Annotated in this window: 25 protein-coding genes; 13 read left to right on the top strand and 12 right to left on the bottom strand. The window is 51.7% G+C overall.

Annotated elements, in window-relative coordinates; all coding sequences use genetic code 11:
• Window positions 1-12: 12 nt before the first annotated feature.
• The 6 genes from paaK to HV318_RS02200 all read left to right on the top strand — a co-directional run bounded on the left by paaK (window position 13) and on the right by HV318_RS02200 (window position 4,601).
• Complete coding sequence (gene paaK, locus HV318_RS02175) at window positions 13-1,335, top strand: phenylacetate--CoA ligase PaaK (RefSeq protein ID WP_182271340.1); 1,323 nt, start codon at window positions 13-15, stop codon at window positions 1,333-1,335.
• A gap of 110 nt (window positions 1,336-1,445) precedes the next feature.
• Window positions 1,446-2,381 (top strand): phenylacetic acid degradation operon negative regulatory protein PaaX, encoded by a 936-nt coding sequence (gene paaX, locus HV318_RS02180; protein WP_182271341.1) that lies wholly within the window; start codon window positions 1,446-1,448, stop codon window positions 2,379-2,381.
• A gap of 9 nt (window positions 2,382-2,390) precedes the next feature.
• Window positions 2,391-2,996 (top strand): phenylacetic acid degradation protein PaaY, encoded by a 606-nt coding sequence (gene paaY / locus HV318_RS02185; RefSeq protein ID WP_182271342.1) that lies wholly within the window; start codon window positions 2,391-2,393, stop codon window positions 2,994-2,996.
• Between the two features lie 130 nt (window positions 2,997-3,126).
• Complete coding sequence (locus tag HV318_RS02190) at window positions 3,127-3,519, top strand: cell envelope integrity TolA C-terminal domain-containing protein (RefSeq protein ID WP_182271343.1); 393 nt, start codon at window positions 3,127-3,129, stop codon at window positions 3,517-3,519.
• Window positions 3,520-3,626: 107 nt separating this feature from the next.
• Window positions 3,627-3,971, top strand: coding sequence for a DUF1294 domain-containing protein (locus HV318_RS02195; protein WP_182271344.1), 345 nt, complete (start codon window positions 3,627-3,629; stop codon window positions 3,969-3,971).
• 111 nt (window positions 3,972-4,082) lie between these two features.
• Window positions 4,083-4,601: a DUF2569 domain-containing protein gene (locus HV318_RS02200; protein ID WP_182271345.1), complete on the top strand. Its 519-nt coding sequence runs from the start codon at window positions 4,083-4,085 to the stop codon at window positions 4,599-4,601.
• A gap of 247 nt (window positions 4,602-4,848) precedes the next feature.
• On the opposite strand, the gene HV318_RS02205 is transcribed toward HV318_RS02200, so the two are convergent.
• The 5 genes from HV318_RS02205 to HV318_RS02225 form a co-directional block, all read right to left on the bottom strand.
• Entirely contained in the window at window positions 4,849-5,121 is a 273-nt protein-coding gene (locus tag HV318_RS02205; RefSeq protein WP_182271346.1) for a hypothetical protein, read from the bottom strand.
• Between the two features lie 134 nt (window positions 5,122-5,255).
• Window positions 5,256-5,798, bottom strand: coding sequence for a DUF3916 domain-containing protein (locus tag HV318_RS02210; RefSeq protein WP_182271347.1), 543 nt, complete (start codon window positions 5,796-5,798; stop codon window positions 5,256-5,258).
• 201 nt (window positions 5,799-5,999) lie between these two features.
• A complete protein-coding gene (locus HV318_RS02215) occupies window positions 6,000-6,437 on the bottom strand; it encodes a VOC family protein (protein WP_182271348.1) in 438 nt (145 codons plus the stop codon).
• A 252-nt stretch (window positions 6,438-6,689) separates the two neighbouring features.
• Window positions 6,690-7,004, bottom strand: a complete 315-nt coding sequence (locus HV318_RS02220; RefSeq protein ID WP_182271349.1) for a PTS sugar transporter subunit IIB — start codon at window positions 7,002-7,004, stop codon at window positions 6,690-6,692.
• A gap of 109 nt (window positions 7,005-7,113) precedes the next feature.
• Complete coding sequence (locus HV318_RS02225; RefSeq protein WP_182271350.1) at window positions 7,114-8,022, bottom strand: LysR family transcriptional regulator; 909 nt, start codon at window positions 8,020-8,022, stop codon at window positions 7,114-7,116.
• A gap of 99 nt (window positions 8,023-8,121) precedes the next feature.
• Between HV318_RS02225 and HV318_RS02230 the strand changes: the two genes are divergently transcribed.
• Together HV318_RS02230 and HV318_RS02235 are read left to right on the top strand one after the other, a co-directional pair.
• Window positions 8,122-9,240 (top strand): alkene reductase, encoded by a 1,119-nt coding sequence (locus tag HV318_RS02230; protein WP_182271351.1) that lies wholly within the window; start codon window positions 8,122-8,124, stop codon window positions 9,238-9,240.
• A 25-nt stretch (window positions 9,241-9,265) separates the two neighbouring features.
• Complete coding sequence (locus tag HV318_RS02235) at window positions 9,266-9,805, top strand: ester cyclase (protein ID WP_182271352.1); 540 nt, start codon at window positions 9,266-9,268, stop codon at window positions 9,803-9,805.
• A 48-nt stretch (window positions 9,806-9,853) separates the two neighbouring features.
• Here HV318_RS02235 and HV318_RS02240 read toward each other — a convergent pair whose 3' ends face one another.
• Window positions 9,854-10,321 (bottom strand): nuclear transport factor 2 family protein, encoded by a 468-nt coding sequence (locus HV318_RS02240; RefSeq protein WP_182271353.1) that lies wholly within the window; start codon window positions 10,319-10,321, stop codon window positions 9,854-9,856.
• A 104-nt stretch (window positions 10,322-10,425) separates the two neighbouring features.
• On the opposite strand from HV318_RS02240, the gene HV318_RS02245 reads away from it, so the two are divergent.
• Window positions 10,426-11,037, top strand: a complete 612-nt coding sequence (locus HV318_RS02245) for a TetR/AcrR family transcriptional regulator (protein ID WP_182271354.1) — start codon at window positions 10,426-10,428, stop codon at window positions 11,035-11,037.
• A 210-nt stretch (window positions 11,038-11,247) separates the two neighbouring features.
• Here the strand turns inward: HV318_RS02245 and HV318_RS02250 are convergent, their stop codons facing one another.
• Window positions 11,248-12,276, bottom strand: a complete 1,029-nt coding sequence (locus HV318_RS02250; protein ID WP_182271355.1) for a methionine synthase — start codon at window positions 12,274-12,276, stop codon at window positions 11,248-11,250.
• Between the two features lie 27 nt (window positions 12,277-12,303).
• Complete coding sequence (locus tag HV318_RS02255) at window positions 12,304-13,278, bottom strand: DUF1852 domain-containing protein (protein ID WP_182271356.1); 975 nt, start codon at window positions 13,276-13,278, stop codon at window positions 12,304-12,306.
• A 209-nt stretch (window positions 13,279-13,487) separates the two neighbouring features.
• On the opposite strand from HV318_RS02255, the gene HV318_RS02260 reads away from it, so the two are divergent.
• Complete coding sequence (locus HV318_RS02260; RefSeq protein WP_182271357.1) at window positions 13,488-14,027, top strand: DUF2058 domain-containing protein; 540 nt, start codon at window positions 13,488-13,490, stop codon at window positions 14,025-14,027.
• A gap of 7 nt (window positions 14,028-14,034) precedes the next feature.
• Here the strand turns inward: HV318_RS02260 and HV318_RS02265 are convergent, their stop codons facing one another.
• Window positions 14,035-14,733 carry an RluA family pseudouridine synthase gene (locus tag HV318_RS02265; RefSeq protein ID WP_182271358.1) on the bottom strand — a complete coding sequence of 233 codons (699 nt, stop codon included), beginning with the start codon at window positions 14,731-14,733 and terminating at the stop codon, window positions 14,035-14,037.
• Window positions 14,734-14,823: 90 nt separating this feature from the next.
• Entirely contained in the window at window positions 14,824-15,429 is a 606-nt protein-coding gene (gene azoR, locus HV318_RS02270) for an FMN-dependent NADH-azoreductase (protein ID WP_182271359.1), read from the bottom strand.
• A gap of 204 nt (window positions 15,430-15,633) precedes the next feature.
• Between azoR and hrpA the strand changes: the two genes are divergently transcribed.
• Window positions 15,634-19,536 (top strand): ATP-dependent RNA helicase HrpA, encoded by a 3,903-nt coding sequence (gene hrpA, locus HV318_RS02275; protein ID WP_182271360.1) that lies wholly within the window; start codon window positions 15,634-15,636, stop codon window positions 19,534-19,536.
• Between the two features lie 113 nt (window positions 19,537-19,649).
• On the opposite strand, the gene HV318_RS02280 is transcribed toward hrpA, so the two are convergent.
• On the bottom strand, window positions 19,650-20,276 hold the full coding sequence (locus tag HV318_RS02280) for an O-methyltransferase (protein ID WP_182274509.1): 627 nt from the start codon (window positions 20,274-20,276) through the stop codon (window positions 19,650-19,652).
• Window positions 20,277-20,701: 425 nt separating this feature from the next.
• Between HV318_RS02280 and HV318_RS02285 the strand changes: the two genes are divergently transcribed.
• Complete coding sequence (locus HV318_RS02285) at window positions 20,702-21,496, top strand: YdcF family protein (protein WP_182271361.1); 795 nt, start codon at window positions 20,702-20,704, stop codon at window positions 21,494-21,496.
• A 33-nt stretch (window positions 21,497-21,529) separates the two neighbouring features.
• Here the strand turns inward: HV318_RS02285 and gap are convergent, their stop codons facing one another.
• Window positions 21,530-22,531 (bottom strand): type I glyceraldehyde-3-phosphate dehydrogenase, encoded by a 1,002-nt coding sequence (gap, locus tag HV318_RS02290; RefSeq protein ID WP_182271362.1) that lies wholly within the window; start codon window positions 22,529-22,531, stop codon window positions 21,530-21,532.
• A gap of 190 nt (window positions 22,532-22,721) precedes the next feature.
• Between gap and cybB the strand changes: the two genes are divergently transcribed.
• Complete coding sequence (gene cybB, locus HV318_RS02295; protein ID WP_182271363.1) at window positions 22,722-23,258, top strand: cytochrome b561; 537 nt, start codon at window positions 22,722-22,724, stop codon at window positions 23,256-23,258.
• The last annotated feature ends 39 nt before the right edge of the window (window positions 23,259-23,297 follow it).

Below are 23,297 nucleotides of genomic sequence, written 5' to 3' on the forward strand. Positions count from 1 at the left end.
GAGTACCCTACAATGACAACGACAAATACAACAAAGCTTGATCCGATCGAAACTGCATCCATTGACGAATTGCAGGCTCTGCAAACCGAGCGCCTGAAGTGGACGCTGCATCACGCCTACAACAACGTTCCGATGTACAAACGTAAGTTTGACGCTGCGGGCGTTCACCCTGACGATTTCAAAGTGCTGGACGACATTCGCAAATTCCCGTGCACCACCAAGCAGGATTTGCGCGATAACTACCCGTTCGACACCTTTGCCGTACCGATGGAGCAGGTGGTGCGTATCCACGCCTCGTCCGGTACTACCGGTAAACCGACTGTCGTGGGTTATACCCAAAACGACATCGACAACTGGGCTAATATTGTTGCCCGCTCCCTGCGTGCCGCAGGCGGCAGCGCAAAAGATAAAATCCACGTGGCCTACGGCTACGGCCTCTTTACCGGCGGACTGGGGGCACACTATGGTGCTGAGCGTTTAGGGGCGACGGTGATCCCGATGTCCGGCGGTCAGACCGAGAAGCAGGCACAGCTGATCCGTGATTTCCAGCCGGACATGATCATGGTTACACCGTCCTACTGCCTGAACCTGATTGAAGAGCTGGAACGCCAGATGGGGGGCGATGCCAGCACCTGTTCCCTGCGGGTGGGCGTGTTCGGCGCTGAGCCGTGGACACAGGCCATGCGCCGTGAAATTGAAAAACGACTGGGGATCACCGCCCTGGATATCTATGGGTTGTCAGAGGTGATGGGCCCGGGTGTGGCGATGGAGTGTATCGAAACCGCCGACGGCCCGACCATCTGGGAAGATCATTTCTACCCGGAGATTGTCAATCCGAACGACGGCACGGTGCTGGCCGACGGTGAGCAGGGTGAACTGCTGTTCACCACGCTGACCAAAGAAGCGTTGCCGGTGATCCGCTACCGCACGCGTGACCTGACGCGTCTGCTGCCGGGCACCGCACGCACTATGCGCCGTATGGATCGCATCAGCGGGCGCAGCGACGATATGCTGATCATCCGTGGTGTCAACGTATTCCCGTCGCAGCTTGAAGAAGAGATCGTCAAGTTTGAACACCTCTCTCCGCACTATCAGCTGGAGGTGAACCGCCGTGGGCATCTTGATTCGCTTTCGGTGAAGGTGGAGCTGAAAGAGAGCAGCTTAACGCTCACTCACGAGCAGCGCTGCCAGGTTTGTCATCAGTTGCGCCACCGCATTAAATCAATGGTTGGGATCTCCACCGATGTGATGATCGTTAACTGTGGCAGCATTCCGCGCTCTGAAGGGAAGGCCTGCCGGGTGTTCGACCTGCGTAAGGTGGCGGCGAACAGCTAAGGCCAGACGTGTCACCCTGGCTCTCTCCCTTTGGGGAGAGGGCTGGGTGAGGGAACCAAACCGCACAACATTTTATGCTATGATTCATCCAGGAAAAAAATCACAACAGAATGAATCACATGAATAAACTCGACGCCTTCATCCAGCACGCAGTCAGCTCCGTTCCCATCAGCGGGACATCGCTTATCTCTTCCCTATACGGTGATGCACTTTCCCATCGAGGCGGTGAAATCTGGCTCGGCAGCCTGGCCGCTTTACTTGAAGGCATGGGGTTTGGTGAACGTTTTGTGCGTACCGCGCTGTTCCGCCTTAACAAAGAGGGCTGGCTGGATGTTTCCCGCATTGGGCGTCGCAGCTTTTACCGTCTGAGTGATAAAGGACTGCGTTTGACCCGTCGCGCGGAGAATAAAATCTACCGTGCGGAACTGCCCGCATGGGACGGCAAATGGCTGCTGCTGCTCTCTGAAGGTCTGGACAAAACGACCCTCGCCGATGTGAAAAAACAGCTTATATGGCAGGGGTTTGGCACGCTTGCGCCGAGCCTGATGGCCTCGCCATCTCAGCATCTGGCGGATGTGCAGTCCCTGTTGCATGACGCGGGCGTGGCGGAAAACGTCATCTTCTTCGAGGCTCACTCACCGCTGGCACTGTCCCGCGCTGCGCTACGCTCCCGGGTAGAAGAGTGCTGGCAACTGACAGAACAAAACGTCATGTACGAGACGTTTATCGACTCATTCCGGCCGTTGTTGCCGCTGCTGAAAGAGGCTGCGCCGGAAGAGTTGACGCCAGAACGTTGCTTCCAGATCCAGCTGTTACTGATCCATTTTTATCGTCGTGTGGTGCTGAAAGACCCGCTGTTGCCGGAAGAGTTACTACCAGCGCACTGGGCAGGGCAAAGTGCCCGACAGCTCTGCATCAATATTTATCAGCGTGTGGCACCGGGAGCGCTGGCGTTTGTCAGTGAGAAAGGCGAAACCTCCGTCGGTGAACTGCCCGTGCCTGGCACGCTCTACTATCAACGCTTTGGTGGTCTTACAAGCGCATAAGGAGTGAGGATGCCTGTTTATCAAATTGACGGTCTGACGCCGGTCGTGCCTGACGAGAGCTATGTTCACCCGACGGCGGTACTTATTGGTGATGTGATCCTGGGTAAAGGTGTTTACGTTGGCCCAAATGCCAGCCTGCGCGGCGATTTTGGCCGTATTGTGGTGAAAGACGGTGCCAACATTCAGGATAACTGCGTGATGCATGGTTTCCCGGAGCAGGACACCGTGGTCGAGGAAGACGGGCATATTGGCCACAGCGCCATTCTGCACGGCTGCATTATCCGGCGTAACGCACTGGTCGGGATGAATGCGGTGGTGATGGACGGCGCGGTGATCGGCGAAAACAGCATTGTCGGTGCGGCGGCGTTTGTGAAGGCGAAAGCGGAAATGCCTGCCAACCATTTGATTATTGGCAGCCCGGCCAAAGCAATTCGTGAGCTGAGTGAACAGGAAATAGCGTGGAAGATGCAGGGCACGCGGGAATACCAGGTGCTGGTGGAACGCTGCAAGCTGACGATGCATCAGGTTGAACCGCTGCGCGAGGCAGAACCCGGGCGGCAACGGCTGATATTTGATGAGAATTTGAGGCCAAAGTCGGCGGGGTTAGTGGGCTAACGGGCTGATTAAGCGAACAGGTACGAGTATTTCTGTCGCCGGGTTCAATAATGGTAGCTGGTCAGGGGCGCGAATTGAAATATGATAGGGGGCTAAACGTTAGCTGACAAAACGAGAGGGATTTCGTCATATGGAAAAGAAAATCTTCATACTGATTGCTCTGGCCGGTTTAGCTGTGGGTTGTGCGCCGTTACATCCTTCCGGGTGCCATAAAACCACGGCAACGGGCAGTTGCGGTTCTGGCCGCTGGGACGATCAGGATGAGTGGGGCGCTCAGGCCCGGGCAATCAAAGCGGCTATTAATGCCAAACTTGTTGCACCACAAAGCTGGAAAGGGAAAAAATGCAGATTGCATATCGAGTTTGCTCAGGATGGCACTGCTTCAAATATTTCGACCAGTGATGGTAATAAAGCATATTGTGAAGCGTTAAAATCCGCTGCTCAGAAAGCCACATTCCCCGCCTTTACCCATCCGGAGGTATATGGAGATTTCCAAAAATCGCGCTTTGATATGCTCGGCTAGTTCATCACCTCCACGTGGCTAAGCGACAGACAGCGGGTTCTTCCCGCCATTTATGTTGCGTATAATGCGGTGTCGATACAATTCTGATAATTGCTGTGACTAATAATATGAATCTCAATCGCTTTTGTTATCTGCTACTGATCTTCGCGGCATTCGGGAGCCTTTTTACGTCGTATCCCTTTGTCACGTGGCTTCTGCTTGTCAACGTACTGACACTGACGATTTACGGCATAGACAAAATGGCGGCGCGTAAGGCCTGGCGCAGGGTGCCAGAATCTACTTTGCTGGTGTTTGGATTGATGGGGGGGTGGCCGGGGGCGATTGTGGGTCAACAGCTCTTTCGCCATAAAACACAAAAGCAACCATTTAAAACATATTTCATCATCAGCGTGGTATTGAGTCTCTCAGTGATGGTGGCGGTTTATCAGTACTCTCCATTTTTCCCTTCCTGAACAGGTAATACCCCTAAAGAAAGTGCATGCTTAGCCGATATTGGTGAAGCTTTACTCTGTTCTGGGGTAAAGCCACATCACTAAGATCGAACATATCAATAAGGATGAATAATGAACGACACCTCTTTTAAATGGACGTGTATTACATGTGACAAGGAGATCCCGCAGCATCTTGAATATTGTGCTGAGTGTGAGGAAAAACGATATCGTAAAATAGGCGGTTTGTTATATCTGCCACTGATCAATATACTGTTTATCGCTTACTCTTACTTCAACTCTCTGGCAGTAACTTTAAGTGCTGGCATGGGAACGTTAGGTCGTCTTCCGATCTCCCAGACTATCTATCTCTTTATTGCTGCTGGGGTTAACTTAATTTTCCTGCTCTTTGTCATTTATATTGTTTCTCTGTTTTTACGTAAAAAGAAAGAGTTACCCCTGGCTTATTGTGCATTGCTTGTTTCGAGTATCACACTTATGCTAATTGATCGGGTAGCCACTTCTTACATATTCCCGCAACTCACCCTGGACTTTGCTCAGGTGATGCCTGTTATTACATATGTGATTTACGCTTGTATATGGATTCCGTACTTCCGCACCTCCGTACGGGTTAAAAAGACGTTCATTTGGTAGGCGAACCGATATTAAAGGATTTTTGGTGGATTTGATTCCCGGTATTGAACAAGCTGAATCTGTTGAAGTCTCAGATTGTCAGGGCTGCAACTGCAGCCCTGCGCCTGGAGCGGACATTACAAAAGTGAAAGAAGGAATATCTCATTCGAGATAACCAGGGCAGCAATTATTCGGTAGCATTCCGCTTATCTGTGATTTCTGTCAAGGTTTGTTGATTTTTTTTTATTGACAGCCTGTCTCTTAAAAATTAGCGGAAGAAAATGAGTGCCACCATCAATCCCGCAACTAAAACAGCACAGTAGAAAAAGATGTTCCCTGTGTATTCAGAAAGTGCGTTTAGGTGCTCTTGACCTTGTTTATTTAGTATTTGAATGGCGTCTTTTTCATTATCTGCTTCTATTGTATAAGGATATCTAGTAAATCCTTTATGTTTCAGTTCATTAGAAATATGTCTCGTCAATAGATTCTTAGCGATTACTTTGGACTCATCACCTTTAATGAAGATTACATAGTTATTCACATCTATTTCCTCTACATGAAAAAATACCTAACACCATTGATATAACGTTAGTAAGACTTCTGAAACTATTGTTATTAGTAGGGTACGAGTACGTCTGCTTTTTGCTGTGAGTTCAACCTATGGATGCAACACACCTAAGCAACCTGACCATAATACCAGCGTTCTCCTGTGAACCATTCATCACGATCCTCGCTTCCATAGTATTCGAGTGTGATACCGATTTCCTGTACGTTAGCTGGCAGAATGAGTCCCCACTCAGCAGCAAGGCTACGATCTTTGATCAAAGCAGAAGCATCATTTTCAGAACGACCTTCAGTTACGAAGCCTTGATAATATTCCTCGGAGCGATAAAGACAGACCTCACTTGTAAACATATCCGGAAGACATACTACAGCGGTAATCCGAGGGCTGTAATTCATACCAGCAGTGGCCGTTATGAGGTTTGAACATGCATTAATCAAAGCTTGCGCACAAGCTGCTTTGGTTTTAAGCGTGCTATATTTCCCCTGAACGAGGTTGATATCTACTGGAATTTTGAAATTCCAGTAATGCTCATCTTCTGAAAAAACACTACGTTCAAGGTTGTGAAAAGTACCAGCCCAACGGTTAAGAGCTTTTATGCGTCGGGGAATATTTCTGACTTTGGTTCGATGATCTCTGTTAAGTCGTCTACTCATGAATAATTTACTTTTTAGCTGCTCAAACGGTTCACGTTGTGTCCCTACAAAGAGCATTCTATCCTAAGTTGTTCAGTTTATCGTTACGTCTGCAATTTAATGCACCGCAATCGGCTTGCAAGAATTTATGTTTGCCCCTCGCTCAAAACAGATCTCACATTTCCTCATGCAAGTCTGCTTCGCGCCAGAAGCGAACACCACTTACCCCCGTAGCCACGGTGTGATCGTCAACCCGGTAAGCAAGCCTTCAGGGCTAAGCAGGCGAGTAACGGTTTGCCCCCACGGTTCGGTGCGGTTAGCCACCAGCAGGCGATAGCCTTTTTCACTCAGGATACGGGTAGCAGAAGCGAGATCCTGTACCTCATATTCAATCCATCCCTGCGGTATCGGATGGTCGGCTGGCCACTGCTCCTCGCCAAAACATGATGTTGCAGCCTGTGATAGCGGCCAGACGGCAAAATGTTTAACCCCCTCCAACATACCTTCTTCGGCAAGAAGATAGTCGCAGTTACCCTCCATTGGCTTAAGCGGCAATCCGAGTGTCTCGACATAAAACCCGGCACTGGACTCTGTATTTCGTGAAATAGGCCCGAAACCCGCGACAAACAAAACGTCAACGCCTGGTAAAATCTGCGACATATCGCCCCCTTAATTGCCTGAAATTAATTCTGAATTTATATTACGGCTGGCCTAAACGCTACCCTCAATTCTGGTATCTCATTCACTGTACGGGCTTACCACCACGGGTTTAAATGTCAGGGCTATGACAATCAAAACAGGACGATCCCCCACCATTAATGGCATGAGCGCAGCAGTCATATATCCGCTACCTTGCACTTTGTTGTCTGGAGTACCCGAGCAGGGTACTCCAGTGCGATATGGCCTTTTATATCAGGCCGCCAGTTCGGGCATTTGCTCCTTCACGAAATTCAATACCTTCTTCGCGTCCAGGGACGCATAGGGCAGACTCTCAATAATGGCGATTGAACGCGTATTGCCAACCGTTTCTTTTATCTCATCAAGTTTGTATTGAATGTGCGGCGCAATGAGAAAACCGTCAAAAGCGGGGGCGACACTGGCGAAGTTATCCAGCCCGACAGCGCTAATCATCAGCGGATAGCCTTCCCGTTCAGCCAGAGACTGCATCTTTTTGGCGAGAGAGTTTGCGGTATTACCGAACAAACAACATATCAGAAGCTTTTTCATGTTTTTTACCTCCTGAAAACCGCTCACAGGGTATTCCTGGCATCATTCCTGAAATGAGTGCTACATCTTATTTTGTGACAAATAATGGATGGCGACTCTCAACGACTTATTACCTTTTAAGCCAGTCGAGAAAAAACTGGCTAAAAGCAGAGACCTGAAGCGGCTGTAATTTGCGTTGCGGGTAAACAAATTGCATCCCGACATCTTTGCGGTCGTATCGGCTAAATCCGGTAAAACTGTCGGCAAACAGCACCGTGAGTCTGCCGGTCTCAACATCGTCTTTCACATCCCACCACGATTTTCCTGCTATACCCGCCCCACTGAGCGCCCACTGGCGAAGCAACGCCCCGTCGTCACACACCATCGCTGGTTCTACGCGAACGACGGTTTCTTCACCCTCATTTTCAAAACGCCATTCGTTCATCACCACCCCCTGAGACTCAAGTGCCAGACACCGGTGATGGGCTAAATCTGCAAAAGTGGAGGGGGTACCACGATCGTTCAGATAAGCCCTGGCAGCGACCAGAACCCGGTGATTCGGGCGGATATTTCTGACGACAAGGCTGCTGTCCGGCAGGTTGCCGAAACGAATGCTCATATCCAGCCGGTTAGCGACCAGATCCTCAACATGTTCCCTTAAGTAGATGAAAAAGTTCACTTCAGGATGGAGCCGGGAAAATTCGATAACGGCGGGGCTAAGGTACTGCCTGCCAAAGTCAGAGGGGGCGGAGAGACGAATATTGCCACTGAGAACACCTTCTTTTTGTGTCAGTAACGACTCGGCGTGATGCATCTCTTCCAGTACGCGCAGCGCGGCATGGTAAAACTCTTCGCCTGCGCGGGTGAGCGTGATGGAACGTGTAGAACGATGGAACAGACGAGTCTGGTAACGCTCTTCAATTGCCTTCAGGCGGGCCGTCATGGTCGCAGGAGATAGCGACAGGCGTCGTCCGGCGGCGGAAAGGCCTCCTGCCTCGGCGACTTCAACCAGCAATGCCATGTCTTCAAGTTTGCCCATTATTCATTTTTTCCGAAAAGTGCATCTGTTTTTCGTGTAATTATCAAAGTCAGTAGCCATCTGTAAAGTGTTTTCATCCAAAGCACAAGGGATGAAATCATGAACCGTATTTCACTTTTTGAACGTTACAGGTTGGGTAAACAGAACCTGAAAAATCGTATCGTTATGGCACCGATGACGCGTGCGCGCTCCCTTCAGCCAGGAAACATTCCGTCCTCCCTGATGGCTGAGTATTACCGGCAACGAACCAGCGCAGGATTGATCATCACGGAAGCCACACAGATCTCTCCCCAGGGCCAGGGATATTCATGGACACCCGGGATCCATTCTCCTGACCAGGTTACAGGGTGGCAACTCACCACGGGGGCTGTGCATCAGGCGGGAGGTGTGATTTTTTCTCAGCTCTGGCACGTCGGCCGGATGTCGCATGCCAGTTTTCACCAGGATGGAAAGCCCGTAGCCCCGTCAGCCCTGGCTCCTGACGCGAAGGTGTGGATAGTGAATGACAAAGGTGAAGGCCAAATGGTTGACTGCCCGCAACCGAGAACGCTTTCACGCAAGGATATTCACGGCATTATTGCTCAGTATCGTCAGGCTGCATTGAATGCTGTTCAGGCCGGGTTTGATGGCGTGGAAGTCCACGGGGGAAACGGCTATCTGATCGACCAGTTTCTGCGTCAAACCTCAAACAAACGCACGGATGAGTATGGCGGCACCCTCGCCAACCGGATCCGTTTTGCGCAGGAGGTGTTGAACGCCATTGCTGAGGCCATTGGTCACGAGCGCACGGGCATCCGCCTGTCACCGTTTATTACCCAACGCGGGATGAACGATCCGCAGGTCACTGAGGCAATACTCGCTCTCGCGGCCTGGTGTGAACAGCGAGGGATTGCGTTCATCCACCTGGCCGAAGCTGACTGGGACGATGCGCCACAAGTGCCTGACCACTTCCGTAAATCACTTCGTGAGGTATTCACGGGAACCCTTATCGTCGCGGGGAACTATGACCTTGATAAAGCGGAAAAAATACTGGCTGCGGGCTATGCCGACTTGATCGCGTTCGGTCGGCCGTTTATTGCCAACCCGGATTTACCGCATCGACTTGAGCACCATTTGCCTCTGGCTCGGGTGCGTGACCCCGCCACGCTGTTTGGTGGCACCGCGACGGGATATACCGATTACCCCATTTACAACCTGCAAGAGAATGATCTGCAGTGACCTTAATAACGAGTTGAGAGAGATTATGAAATATTCAACGTATTTGGCCCCAGGCGTAATGGCGCTCATTCTTGCTGCTACCACAGGAACAGCCTTTTCGGCCCAGGTAGAACTGGTGAAACCGGAACATCTTATTGTCGATAAGAGCCTGCCACAGACGCAATTAGCGGCGAATGAATATGTTGCCAGAGAGTATGCGACATTCTGGAATACGGGAAAAGAGTCCCTGGCCCGTGACGCCCTGGCGATTAATTTCATTGATAAAACGCCCCCTGAAGGTCGTAAGCAGGGACCTGATGGTGCAATTCTGGCCTCCAGGGCGTTTCGTTCAGCTGTACCTGATTTGCGCTGCGACGTTGAACAAATGATTATTTCAGGTAACCGTGTCGTATCCCATTTACATTTTCGCGGTACGTTCACCGGGACATTTGGCAAGCTGAAGGGGATGGGGCAGAAAATAGATTTCATCGCCACGGATATCTATGAAATCAGCGAAGGTAAAATTGTGGCTAACTGGCATATTGAGGATAACCTGACACTGATGAAACAGCTGGGCGCACTGTAAATTCATCACTCCGGGTAACCGGGGGTGGCCCGGAGTGATGCGTAAATCCTATAGCCCAAGGTCGCTCAACGAGGGGTGATCGTCCGGGCGTCTGCCCAGCGGCCAGTGGAACAGTCGCTCTGATCCCTTGATCGGCATATCGTTTACACAGGCGAAACGACGCTTCATCAATCCGTCCGGCTCGAACTCCCAGTTTTCATTGCCGTACGAACGGAACCAGTTGCCTGAATCATCATGCCATTCATAGGCGTAGCGAACCGCGATCCGGTTTTCTGTGAATGCCCAAAGCTCTTTTATCAGACGGTAATCCAGCTCTTTCTTCCACTTCCGCTCCAGAAACGCCTGGGCCTCTTCACGGTTATTGGCGAATTCTGCGCGGTTGCGCCATTGGGTATCCAGCGAATAGGCCAGCGCGACTTTCGCAGCGTCGCGACTGTTCCAGCCATCTTCTGCCAGTCTGACTTTTTCGATGGCACTTTCACGCGTAAAGGGCGGTAAAGGAGGACGTGTGTTCATGGCGATTACCTCAGAGTGATATTAAGTAGACAGGTCTGTCTACTTACGGTAATCTAGTCCTGAAAAATAACGCTGTCAATACACTCGTTTGAGGCTACCGAAAAGTGAATACAGAAATCACGAGCAACGATAAAAAAATCAGCGTCAGGGATAAGATATTACTTACGGCGCACGATCTGTTTTATTCCACGGGCTTCAGGGCGACAGGGGTGGATACGCTGATTAAAGAGGCGAAAGTGACGAAAGTGACGTTTTATCGCCATTTTCCGAGTAAAAGTTTACTTATTCTTGCCTATTTGCAATATCGGCATAAAATATGGATTAAGTGGTTTGAAACCACGCTGCGCCGACATCTCGACGAAAGCCAGATACCTTCTGATGTGTTATCTGCAACGCTCGCTGAATGGTTTACTTCGCCCCAGTTTCACGGCTGTGCGTTTATTAACGCCAGTGCAGAGGCAAAATCCGAAGATATTGAAAGCGAAATAAAAGAAATATGCCGCAATCATAAATTCGAAACAAAGAAAGTCATTACGTTGCTGACGGGAATGGCTGATGAGAACGTCGTCAGTGAAATAATGTTACTCATTGATGGCGCGATTATTCACGCGCAAATGGGGATAAATTCAGATGAGGTAATAAACCAGCTAAAGGCAGGTTTAATGAGACTGAGCGGAAACGGCTATACACCTGAACAACATTCATACCGGAAATGAGCGTATGGCCCATAACTGCACATTCTCCCTTGATATCGGCTGGAAAACCTTGCGGAAGGACGCGGGGCTTGAGCCAGAACAAATACTCCGCGGATGTGCTCGCCCGTGCCGCTAAAAGTCATCGCTTGCGACCGCGCCTGGCTGGGAGACCGTCTATGTGATCGCATTATTCTCAGCCAGACGCGATGATCCCTGCGTCGAGGGTAGTGGTTACGCGCCGAGTTCTTTGCGGATAATCTCTGCCCCGGCGCTCAGGGCCTTCAGCTTACCGTTGGCAACCTGACGGGAAAGCGGGGCCATACCGCAGTTGGTTGACGGGTAAAGCTTGTCGGCATCGACAAACTGCAGCGCTTTACGCAGCGTATCGGCCACTTCTTCTGGCGTTTCGACACTGTTCGTGGCGACATCAATCGCGCCAACCATCACTTTTTTACCACGGATCAGTTCCAGCAAGTCCATTGGCACGCATGAGTTATGGCACTCCAGGGAGATAATGTCGATGTTTGACGTCTGCAGCTTAGGGAACGCTTCTTCATACTGTCGCCATTCTGAGCCCAGCGTCTTTTTCCAGTCGGTATTGGCTTTAATGCCATATCCGTAGCAGATATGCACCGCCGTTTCGCATTTCAGCCCTTCAATGGCACGCTCTAACGCAGCAATACCCCAGTCGTTCACCTCATCAAAGAAGACGTTAAACGCAGGTTCATCAAACTGGATAATGTCGACACCAGCGGCTTCTAATTCTCTGGCCTCCTGATTCAGTATTTTGGCAAATTCCCAGGCCAGCTTTTCGCGGCTTTTATAATGAGCATCGTAGAGCGTATCAATCATCGTCATCGGGCCAGGCAGTGCCCATTTGATCGGCTTGTCAGTGAGCTGGCGCAGGTACTTCGCATCATCAACGAAAACCGGTTTTTGACGCGTCACGGCATCCACGACGGTAGGGACACTTGCATCATAGCGATTGCGAATGCGCACAGTCTGACGGTTTTCAAAATCCACGCCGCTGAGATGTTCAATAAAGGTGGTGACAAAGTGTTGGCGGGTTTGCTCGCCGTCGCTGACGATATCGATACCCGCGCGTAGCTGTTCGTCGAGGGATAAACGCAGGGCATCCTGCTTACCGGCACGTAATTCATCGTCCTGCAATTTCCACGGGGACCACAGCGTTTCGGGTTGGGCAAGCCAGGTTGGCTTAGGTAAGCTGCCAGCCGTTGATGTCGGGAGCAATGTTTTCATAATAATAAACCTTTTAATATTGATTAATCACAGCGTGAAGTTATGAGACCACTGCTCAAGAATGTGTTTGTAGGGCTTAATAAATTGCTCTTCCGTAAACTTGCCCTGCTGAATAGCGAGCTGGCTACGTTCTTCCCGGTCGTAAACAATTTTTGTTAATGAATGATCCTGTTGATTCAAATCCGGCTGATAGCATTGTCCTGCCGCCGAGTTCGCATTATAAATTTCCGGACGATAAATCTTTTGAAATGTCTCCATCGTACTGATGGTTCCGATCAGTTCAAGATTGGTGTAATCGGCAAGCAAATCGCCGGAATAATAAAAGGCAAAAGGTGCTGCGCTGTTTTCAGGCATGAAATAACGAACCTTCAGCCCCATTTTACCGAAGTACTGCTCAGTCAATGATGACCCCTCTGGCTGATACTCAATACCCAACACCGGGTGGGAGTTACCTGTGCGGTGGTAGATATCTTTACTGGAGACACTCAGGCAGATCACTGGCGGCTTTTTGAAGTTCTGCTGGTATTCAGCGGATTGTGTAAAGTGCTTAAAGATGTTGCCATGCAAATCACCAAAGTTATGTGGGATGCTGAACCTGGATTGATCTTTATTGTGATCGAGCAGCAATACGCTGAAGTCATAGTCGCGTACGTATGAAGAAAAATTATTCCCGACAATGCCTTCAACACGCTCGTTGGTTTCTTTGTCGACAATGAACGTTTGCAGTATTTCAATTGCCGGGAAGCTATTGTCGTCACCAACATTCATATCAACAGAAACAATTTCAAGCTCGACCGAATAACGGTCGGATTTAGGGTTATCCCAGCGTGCTAATGCATTAAAACGGTTGTTAATCATCACCAGCGTATTACGCAGATTTTCCTGACGCTTTTCACCGCGCGCTAAGTTGGCAAAATTGGTCGTAGTACGCGTATTTTCTGAAGGGTTATAGTTCTCATCGAAGCAACTGCGCTTAAGGGTGAATGTAAAATTTTTATTCATTGTGGTTATGCATCCTAAGTTCATGTTGCCAGGAAGTTATCAATACATCATTTATGCCTTAGCCAGTGGCGCAGGGGAAGTGACTTAATTTCAATGCAACATGAGCTATCTTCATACACGGTGAAAAGGACTAACGTTCGGCCAGTCTGGTACACCCTCGCTAATTCCCGGTATAATTGCCAAAATTTCCAACCGGTTTAGAAACGAACATGACAAAACTCACCTTACAAGAGCAGATGCTGAAAGCGGGCTTAGTGACCAGCAAGAAAATGGCTAAAGTCCAGCGCACGGCAAAAAAATCCCGCGTACAGGCTCGCGAGGCGAGAGAGGCTGTGGAAGAGAACAAGAAAGCGCAGATTGAACGTGACAAGCAGCTCAGCGAACAGCAAAAACAGGCCGTGCTTGCAAAAGAGTTCAAAGCGCAGGTGAAGCAGCTGATTGAAATGAACCGTATTACCGTTTCAAAAGGCACGATCACCTTTAACTTCACCGACGGTAATCTGATCAAAAAAATCGACGTCGATAAGCAGACGCAAACCCAGTTGATTAATGGTCGTCTGGCCATTGCGCGCCTGGTGATTAACGCTAACGGTGATTGTGAATACGCGATTATCCCGGCAGTGGTGGCGGATAAAATCGCCCAGCGTGATGCGGAAAGTATTGTTTTGAACAGCGCGCTGAGCCAGGAAGAGCAGGATGAAGACGATCCGTACGCAGACTTCAAAATCCCTGATGATTTGATGTGGTAAGCAACGTTCAGAATGGTGCGTCGTGACGGGCGTTGATCGCTTTTCCGCTCACCGGATGAACAAAATCCAGCCCGCTTGCGTGCAGCATGAGCCGGGGCGTCTGTTCGGTACCCGGCCATTCAAGACCACCATACAAATCGCAACCGATAATCGGGTGACCTAACTGCTGGCAGTGAATGCGTAGTTGATGGGTTCGCCCGGTCTCCGGGGTAAGCTGCACGCGCGTCAACGGTAACACCGTTCCGTCTTCCTGTTCCTGAAACATTCGCTCTACCACCCGATAATGGGAGCGGGCAGGTTTGCCGTTGATGGCGCAAATCGACATTAGCGGGAACAGCGCCGGATCTTTGGCAATCGGTGCATCAATGACCCCCTCGTTGTTATCCACATGCCCACAGAGCAGAGCCGTGTAAACCTTGTTGATGGCGCGCTGGCTGAACTGATGGCAGAGCGCGGCATTGATCGCCTTATTACGGGCAATCACCATCAGCCCGGAGGTGCCGAAATCAAGACGATGCACCAGCGTGCAGCCGGGGAAGGCCTGTACCAGGCGGTAGTGTACAGAATCGAGGTTTTGCGGGTTTTTACCTGAGAGGCTCAACAACCCTGAAGGTTTGTTGATCAGTATAAGGTCGTCATCCTGCCAGAGGATCTCTATTTCCGCAAAGCACGGCGGGGCAATAAAAGTATCAATAATCGCAGACATCAGGCAGCCCGACAGGAGAGTGGGTGCGGATAATAACGAAATGGCGGGAAAAAGAAAAACCCTCTCACCAGGCGGTGAGAGGGGGAAATCTTAGGCGGCTACGAAATCATCGATAGCGGCTTTCGCATCAGACTGCGCTTTGGTCGCCATTTCCGGGCCGTAAGCGATACCTTCGGCGAACACGAAGTTCACGTCGGTGATGCCGATGAAGCCCAGGAAGACGCTCAGGTACGGTGTAACCAGGTCAGTTGGGGTATCTTTGTGAATACCGCCACGGCTGGTCAGAACCACAGCACGTTTACCTTTAACCAGACCTTCTGGGCCATTCTCGGTGTAACGGAAGGTTACGCCTGCACGCGCTACCAGGTCGAAGTAGTTCTTCAACTGAGTTGAAATGTTGAAGTTGTACATTGGGGCGTTGATCACGATGACGTCGTGCGCCTGCAGTTCAGCAATCAGCTCATCAGAGAGAGCCAGCGCTTCCTGCTGACGTGAGGTCAGTGGGGTGTCGCCTGGACGCAGCGCGCCAACCAGTTCGCCATCCAGCACAGGAATTGGGCGGGCAGCCAGGTCACGTACGGTGATTTCATCAGCAGGATGCTGTTCACGCCACTGCTCAACGAAGTAATCAGACAACTGACCAGACTGAGAGTACCCTGCCAGAATACTGGATTTCAAAACTAATACTTTGCTCATGGGTGATTCCTGTTTTGCATTTGATTGAAGGGGGGTGCCCCGTTGCTTGTTGACACTTTATTCACAATCCTGTCGCAGAGATAGCGCAATATATCGAAGTCTATGTTCGAATTTTTTGAATAAGGCACTGAAGGCGCCAATGTGGTACTCTATAGCAATCATTAAAATGAGATTTTACCCGGCAGAGCACTGCCCGTTAACGCTATGACAGAACAACAAAAATTAACCTTCCCGATGCTCCTGCAGCAGCTTGATTCGTTGATGCTGCGCGACAAACAGCGGTTTGCCCGCCGTCTGCACGGGGTCAAGAAGGTTAAAAATCCTGATGCACAACAGGCCATTTACCAGGAGATGGCGAAAGAGATTGAACAGGCAGCAGGGAAAGTTGTGCTGCGCGAAGCCGCACGTCCGGATATCACCTACCCGGAAAACCTGCCTGTCAGCCAGAAAAAACAGGACATCCTTAACGCCGTGCGCGACCACCAGGTGGTGATTGTCGCGGGGGAAACGGGTTCCGGGAAAACCACCCAGTTGCCGAAAATTTGCATGGAGCTGGGGCGCGGTGTGAAAGGGCTGATTGGTCATACGCAGCCGCGTCGTCTGGCGGCGCGTACCGTGGCGAACCGTATTGCCGAAGAGCTGCAAACGGAGCCGGGCGGTTGCATTGGTTACAAGGTGCGATTCAGCGATCACGTTAGCGATAACACCATGGTCAAGCTGATGACCGACGGTATTCTGCTGGCCGAAATCCAGCAGGACAGGCTGCTGATGCAGTACGACACCATCATCATCGATGAAGCGCATGAACGCAGCCTGAATATCGATTTCCTGCTCGGCTACCTGAAAGAGCTGCTGCCACGTCGCCCGGATCTGAAAATCATCATTACTTCCGCGACCATCGACCCGGAACGTTTCTCGAAGCATTTCAACAATGCACCGATTATCGAAGTTTCTGGCCGTACTTTCCCGGTGGAAGTGCGTTATCGCCCGATTGTTGAAGAGGCGGATGATACCGAGCGCGACCAGTTGCAGGCTATTTTCGATGCCGTCGATGAGCTGGGGAACGAAAGCGCGGGCGATATCCTGATCTTTATGAGCGGCGAGCGTGAAATTCGCGATACCGCTGATGCGCTCAGCAAGCGCGACCTGCGCCATACAGAGATCCTGCCGTTGTACGCACGCCTGTCGAACAGTGAACAGAACCGTGTGTTCCAGGCGCACAGCGGGCGTCGCATCGTGCTGGCAACCAACGTGGCGGAAACCTCGCTGACCGTACCGGGCATTAAATATGTCATCGACCCGGGTACGGCGCGTATCAGCCGCTACAGTTACCGCACCAAAGTTCAGCGTCTGCCGATTGAGCCGGTTTCACAGGCCTCTGCAAATCAGCGTAAAGGGCGTTGCGGCCGTGTATCGGAAGGGATTTGTATTCGCCTCTATTCCGAGGACGATTTCCTGTCGCGCCCGGAGTTTACCGACCCGGAGATCCTGCGTACCAACCTGGCGTCCGTCATCCTGCAGATGACCGCGCTGGGGCTGGGTGATATCGCCGCGTTCCCGTTTGTGGAAGCACCGGATAAACGCAACATTCAGGACGGCGTGCGCCTTCTGGAAGAGTTAGGAGCCATCACCACTGACGAACAGGCAACGGCGTATAAACTGACCCCGCAGGGGCGTCAGCTCAGCCAGCTGCCGGTTGACCCGCGTCTGGCACGTATGGTGCTGGAAGCGCAGAAACACGGCTGTGTGCGCGAGGCGATGATCATCACTTCGGCGCTTTCCATTCAGGATCCGCGCGAGCGGCCGATGGATAAACAGCAAGCGTCTGATGAGAAACATCGTCGCTTCCACGATAAAGAATCCGATTTCCTCGCCTTTGTGAACCTGTGGAACTACCTCGGCGAGCAGCAGAAAGCGCTGTCGTCGAATCAGTTCCGCCGCCAGTGTCGTGTGGATTTCCTTAACTACCTGCGCGTGCGCGAGTGGCAGGATATCTACACTCAGCTGCGCCAGGTGGTGAAAGAACTGGGTATTCCGGTGAACAGCGAACCGGCTGAATACCGTGAAATACATATCGCGCTGTTGACCGGTCTGCTGTCCCATATCGGGATGAAAGATGCCGAAAAACAGGAGTTTACCGGCGCACGTAACGCCCGTTTCTCCATCTTCCCTGGCTCTGGTTTATTCAAAAAACCGCCGAAGTGGACCATGGTGGCCGAACTGGTGGAAACCAGCCGTCTGTGGGGGCGTATTGCTGCCCGTATCGATCCTGAATGGGTTGAGCCGGTTGCTCAGCATCTGCTGAAGCGCGCTTACAGTGAACCGCACTGGGAGCGGGCGCAGGGCGCGGTCATGGCGACCGAAAAAGTGACCGTTTATGGCCTGCCGGTAGTGGCGGCGCGTAAGGTTAACTACAGCCAGATTGACCCGGCGCTGTGCCGCGAGCTGTTTATTCGTCATGCGCTAGTTGAAGGCGACTGGCAGACGCGCCACGCGTTCTTCCGTGAAAACCTTAAGCTGCGTGCTGAAGTTGAAGAACTTGAGCATAAATCCCGTCGCCGCGACATTCTGGTGGACGATGAAGCACTGTTCGAGTTTTACGACCAGCGCATCAGCCACGATGTGATTTCTGCCCGTCATTTCGACAACTGGTGGAAGAAAGTCAGCAAAGAGACGCCTGACCTGCTCAACTTTGAGAAGAGCATGTTGATCAAGGAAGGGGCGGAGTCGGTCAGTAAGCTCGATTACCCGAACTTCTGGCACCAGGGCAACCTCAAGCTGCGACTGACCTATCAGTTTGAACCGGGAACGGATGCCGATGGTGTAACGGTGCATATCCCGTTGCCGTTGTTAAACCAGGTGGAAGAGAGCGGGTTTGAGTGGCAGATCCCCGGCCTGCGCCGCGAGCTGGTGATTGCGTTGATTAAATCGCTGCCAAAACCGGTGCGCCGTAACTTTGTTCCTGCGCCGAACTATGCCGAAGCATTTTTAGGCCGCGTGACGCCGCTGGAGCTGCCGCTGCTGGATTCTCTTGAACGTGAATTCAGGCGTATGACCGGCACCACTATCGATCGCGATGACTGGAACTGGGATCAGGTACCCGATCACCTGAAAATCAGTTTCCGCGTGGTGGACGATAAAAACAAAAAACTGCAGGAAGGCCGTTCGCTAACCGAACTGAAAGATGCCCTGAAAGGCAAAGTTCAGGAAACACTCTCTGCCGTCGCGGATGACGGTATCGAGCAGAGCGGGTTGCACATCTGGAGTTTTGGTCAACTGCCGGAAAGCTACGAGCAGAAACGCGGCAACTATAAAGTGAAGGCCTGGCCAGCACTGGTGGATGAGCGTGACAGCGTGGCGATCAAGCTGTTCGATAATCCGCAGGAACAACAGCAAATGATGTGGCGCGGGCTGCGTCGTTTGCTGCTGCTCAACATCCCGTCGCCGATCAAGTATCTGCACGAGAAGTTACCGAACAAAGCCAAACTGGGTCTGTACTTTAACCCGTACGGCAAGGTGCTGGATCTTATCGACGACTGTATCTCCTGCGGCGTGGATAAGCTGATTAACGAGGCGGGTGGCCCGGTCTGGTCGGAAGAGGCGTTTGCCACGCTGCACGATAAGGTGCGGGCAGAGCTGAACGACACCGTCGTGGAAATTGCTAAACAGGTCGAGCAGATCCTGACAACCGTGTTCAACATCAACAAACGCCTGAAAGGGCGCGTGGATATGACGATGGCGCTTGGGCTATCGGATGTGAAAGCTCAGATGGCGGGGCTGGTTTACCGTGGGTTTGTTACCGGCAATGGCTTTAAACGTCTGGGTGACACCCTGCGTTACCTGCAGGCGATAGAAAAACGTCTGGAGAAAATGGCCATCGACCCACATCGTGACCGCGCGCAGATGCTGAAAGTGGAGAGCGTTCAGCAGACGTGGCAGCAGTGGCTGAACAAGTTACCTCCGGCGCGCCGCGAAGATGAAGACGTGCAGGCGATCCGCTGGATGATTGAAGAGCTGCGCGTCAGCTTCTTCGCTCAGCAGCTGGGAACGCCATATCCGATTTCGGATAAACGTATTTTGCAGGCAATGGAGCAGGTTTCAGCGTAGCAGTTACCCGGGAATCCCTCTCCCGGTGGGATGAGGGTTCCCCCGTAAAGTAATCGGGCAGTGCACAATTCCCTCACCCCTCTGGGGCGAGGGGAACCCTCCGGCACACATGTTCATCCGTTCACTATTGCCAGCGTAAAGCCATCCCACCCCTTCAGACCTACCGTTTGCAGCGCTGTGGCAGTAAGACGTGGATTATCTCCCGTCATCTCAATAAACCGCCGTACGCCCTGTACGCGTGCGTCATCACTTTGGCCGTTAATGACTTCGCCGTCGCGCACGACGTTATCACCGATAATCAACGTGCCCGGACGCGAGTAGTACAGTGCCCACTCAAGGTAGCCGGGATTGTTTGGTTTATCGGCATCAATAAAAATCAGGTCAAACGGGGGAATATCGCCAAATTGTTCGAGGGATTTGAGCGCCGGACCTTCTGTCAGTTCAATGCGCTCATTAAGCCCCGCCAGCTGGATATTCGTGCGTGCCACCTCAGCATGTACCGGGTCAGCTTCGAGTGTCATCAGCTTCCCGTCAGCCGGCAGGGCGCGAGCCATCCAGATGGCGCTGTAAGCACCCAGCGTGCCAATCTCCAGAATGCGTCTTGCCTGTGTCATACGGACAAAGAGGGCCAGAAGCTGCCCCTGATTAGCGGCAACGTCGTGCTCAGGTAAACCGGCACGTTTGTTGTTTTCGAGAACCTGCTGGAGAACCTCATCCTGAGGAATGAGCGAAGAAATCATGTAATTATCGACTACAGACCATTGTTGTTGCACAGATTGACTCCTTAGTTTCAGGCTTGTCTTAAAGCGTTTCCTGGCCTACTACCTGGTGTCCGATGATTCAGCGTCTGACGTAAAACAGAGTTCAAATGAATATGATTCATTCATGTTAATCATATGTAAGTGGAAAAGTTAATGAAAAACGAGCGCTGACAGGGTCACGATGAAATAATCAGCAATCGGTGCTTTTTCACTGGAGGTGAGTGGCGTAATGTTTTGTATGATGGTTAATCGAAAGCATAAAATGCAGGTTAGCCCGGCTGTTTTTGATTATTCCAGAAAGATGGCAATCTGCCGGGGTGACGGGGATGTCGGCTTTCGGAGATATCTCCTGTTCAGCCACGATGTGCGCAGTACTCTGACCCAAACACTGTAAGGATATCACTATGACACGGGCACGTTTCCCTTGTTTACCCGACGCCACACGCCATGCCATTAACATTGTGGGAGAGTGGCTGGCGCAGGACGATCTGCAGAACGATCAGTCCGTTGATCTTGTCATTCTGGCGGGAAATGCGGTTATTCCGACTATCGACGCTGCCTGTCGCGTGGCGGCAGAGCAGGGTGTTCCGCTGCTTATCAGTGGTGGTATCGGCCACTCCACCTCTTTTTTGTATGCCGCGATTGCGCGCCATCCCCGCTATAACACGCTTCCCACCGCTGGGCGCGCTGAAGCCGCCATTCTGGCGGATATCGCGCGTGAGTTCTGGAATATCCCTGCGGAACGGATTCTGGTGGAAGATCAGTCAACCAACTGTGGTGAGAACGCCCGCTTTAGCCGGGAGATGATAAAACGCCACCGTCTGGCCGCTGAACGCGTGCTGGTGGTTCAGGACCCTACCATGCAGCGACGCACTATGGCGACTTTTGCACGTGTGTGTCGGGACGAGCCTGTATCACCGATGTGGGTAAGCCATCCCGGCGTAACGCCGGTGTTGCAAAATAGCGATGATGGTCTGGTCTTGCGGGGCGGGAATGAAGGCCTTTGGCCTGTTGAACGTTATTTGTCGCTGGTGCTGGGTGAGCTCCCGCGCCTGCATGACGACATTAACGGCTACGGCCCGGCAGGGCGAGATTTTATCGCCCATGTTGAATTTCCTTCAGACGTCGACGTCGCGTGGCGTACCTTGCGCGAGGACGCGATCCTGACCGATGCCCTCGCCAGCCGTTCACTGCTCTGAAGATTCCCCTCTCAGCAGAGAGGGGATGTTGAGTTACAGCGCGGCATACTTATCCAGCGTACGCACCAGCTGTGTGACAAACCCGTATTCGTTGTCGTACCAGGCGACGGTTTTGACCAGTTGCACGTCACCCGCATCCGTCACTTCTGTCTGGGTGGCATCAAATACTGACCCAAAGTGAGAGCCGATCACATCGGAAGAGACAATCTCTTCATCGGTATAACCGAAGGATTCATTGTTTTCCGTGGCCCGTTTCAGCGCCTGATGAATCTCCTCGACGGTGACCTTTTTGTTCAGGACAGAAACCAGCTCAGTCACGGAACCGGTCTTGACCGGGACGCGCTGCGCATGACCTTTCAGTTTGCCGCTGAGGGCCGGGATCACCAGACCAATGGCCTTTGCAGCCCCGGTGGTGTGCGGGATGATATTTTCCGCCGCCGCGCGCGAGGCGCGAAGATCTTTCCCGCGCGGGCCATCCACCAGCGCCTGAGTACCGGTATAGGCGTGAATGGTGGTCATGGTACCCACGTTGATACCAAATGCGTCGTTCAGGGCTTTCGCCAGCGGAGCCAGGCAGTTGGTGGTGCAGGAGGCGACGGAAATGATCGTATCGCGACTATCGATGGTGTCGTCGTTGACGTTGAACACAATGGTTTTCATCTCACCTGCGGGGGCCGAGATCAGCACTTTTCTGGCTCCTGCATCCAGATGGGCTCTGGATTTCTCTTCCGAAGTATAAAAACCGGTGCATTCCACGACGATATCGACCCCAGCCGCTTTCCACGGAATATGTTTAGCCTCTTTTTCGGCGTAAACCGCGATCGATTTGCCATCGACAATCAGCGAATCTTCGGTGAAATCAACGCTCCACGGAAAGCCGCCGTAGTTAGAATCATGTCTGAGAAGATAGGCCAGAACTTTAGGGGAGGTGAGATCGTTGATGGCAACGACGGTGTTGCTGTCCCGGGTTTCAAGAAGGCGACGAAGTACAAGGCGTCCAATGCGTCCAAATCCGTTAATACCAATTTTACTCATGGTTTACTCCTGGTGAACGTGTCGGTGCGACAGTGTGAACTCATCCAGGCTTAGACCATGACGGGCATGGCGGCAATTGAAGATGCTTCATCCCTGGGGAAGTATTTGAAAAACCATGCAGAAAAGTTAATGAATTTTTAGGGAAAGCTGGTTATGTTGGCGCTGTATTTGTTCTTTATCAGGAAATGACATGCGCACTAAATATACAAGCCTGCAAATAAGCATTCACTGGCTGGTGTTTCTGTTAATTATCGTGGCCTACTGTGCAATGGAGTTCAGAGGCTTTTTCCCCCGTACCGCCCGTCCCCTGATTAATATGATCCACGCCTCGTGCGGTATCGCGATTCTGGTGCTGATGGTGACGCGCCTGCTGGTTCGCCTCAAATTCCGCTCACCGCCGATCCAGCCGAAGCCTAAAGCGATGGTGACAGGGTTATCCCATCTGGGGCATCTGGTTGTTTATCTGCTGTTTATCGCCTTACCGTTGGTGGGTATTATGATGATGTATAACCGTGGTAATGACTGGTTTGCCTTTGGCATGGTGATGCCGTACGCGGCGGAATCGAATTTTGACCTGGTGGACGTTCTGAAAGAGTGGCACGTGACGCTGGCCAATCTGGGGTATTTTATCATTGGCCTGCACGCACTGGCGGCGCTGATGCATCACTACTTCTGGAAAGACAACACGCTTCTGCGCATGATGCCGAAAAAAAGCCAGACCCCATGATTTTTATGCCCTGCGGTGAACTGCAGGGCATCCTTCACG

This window comes from Enterobacter sp. RHBSTW-00901 (assembly GCF_014103115.1).
GTDB lineage: Bacteria > Pseudomonadota > Gammaproteobacteria > Enterobacterales > Enterobacteriaceae > Enterobacter > Enterobacter cloacae_P.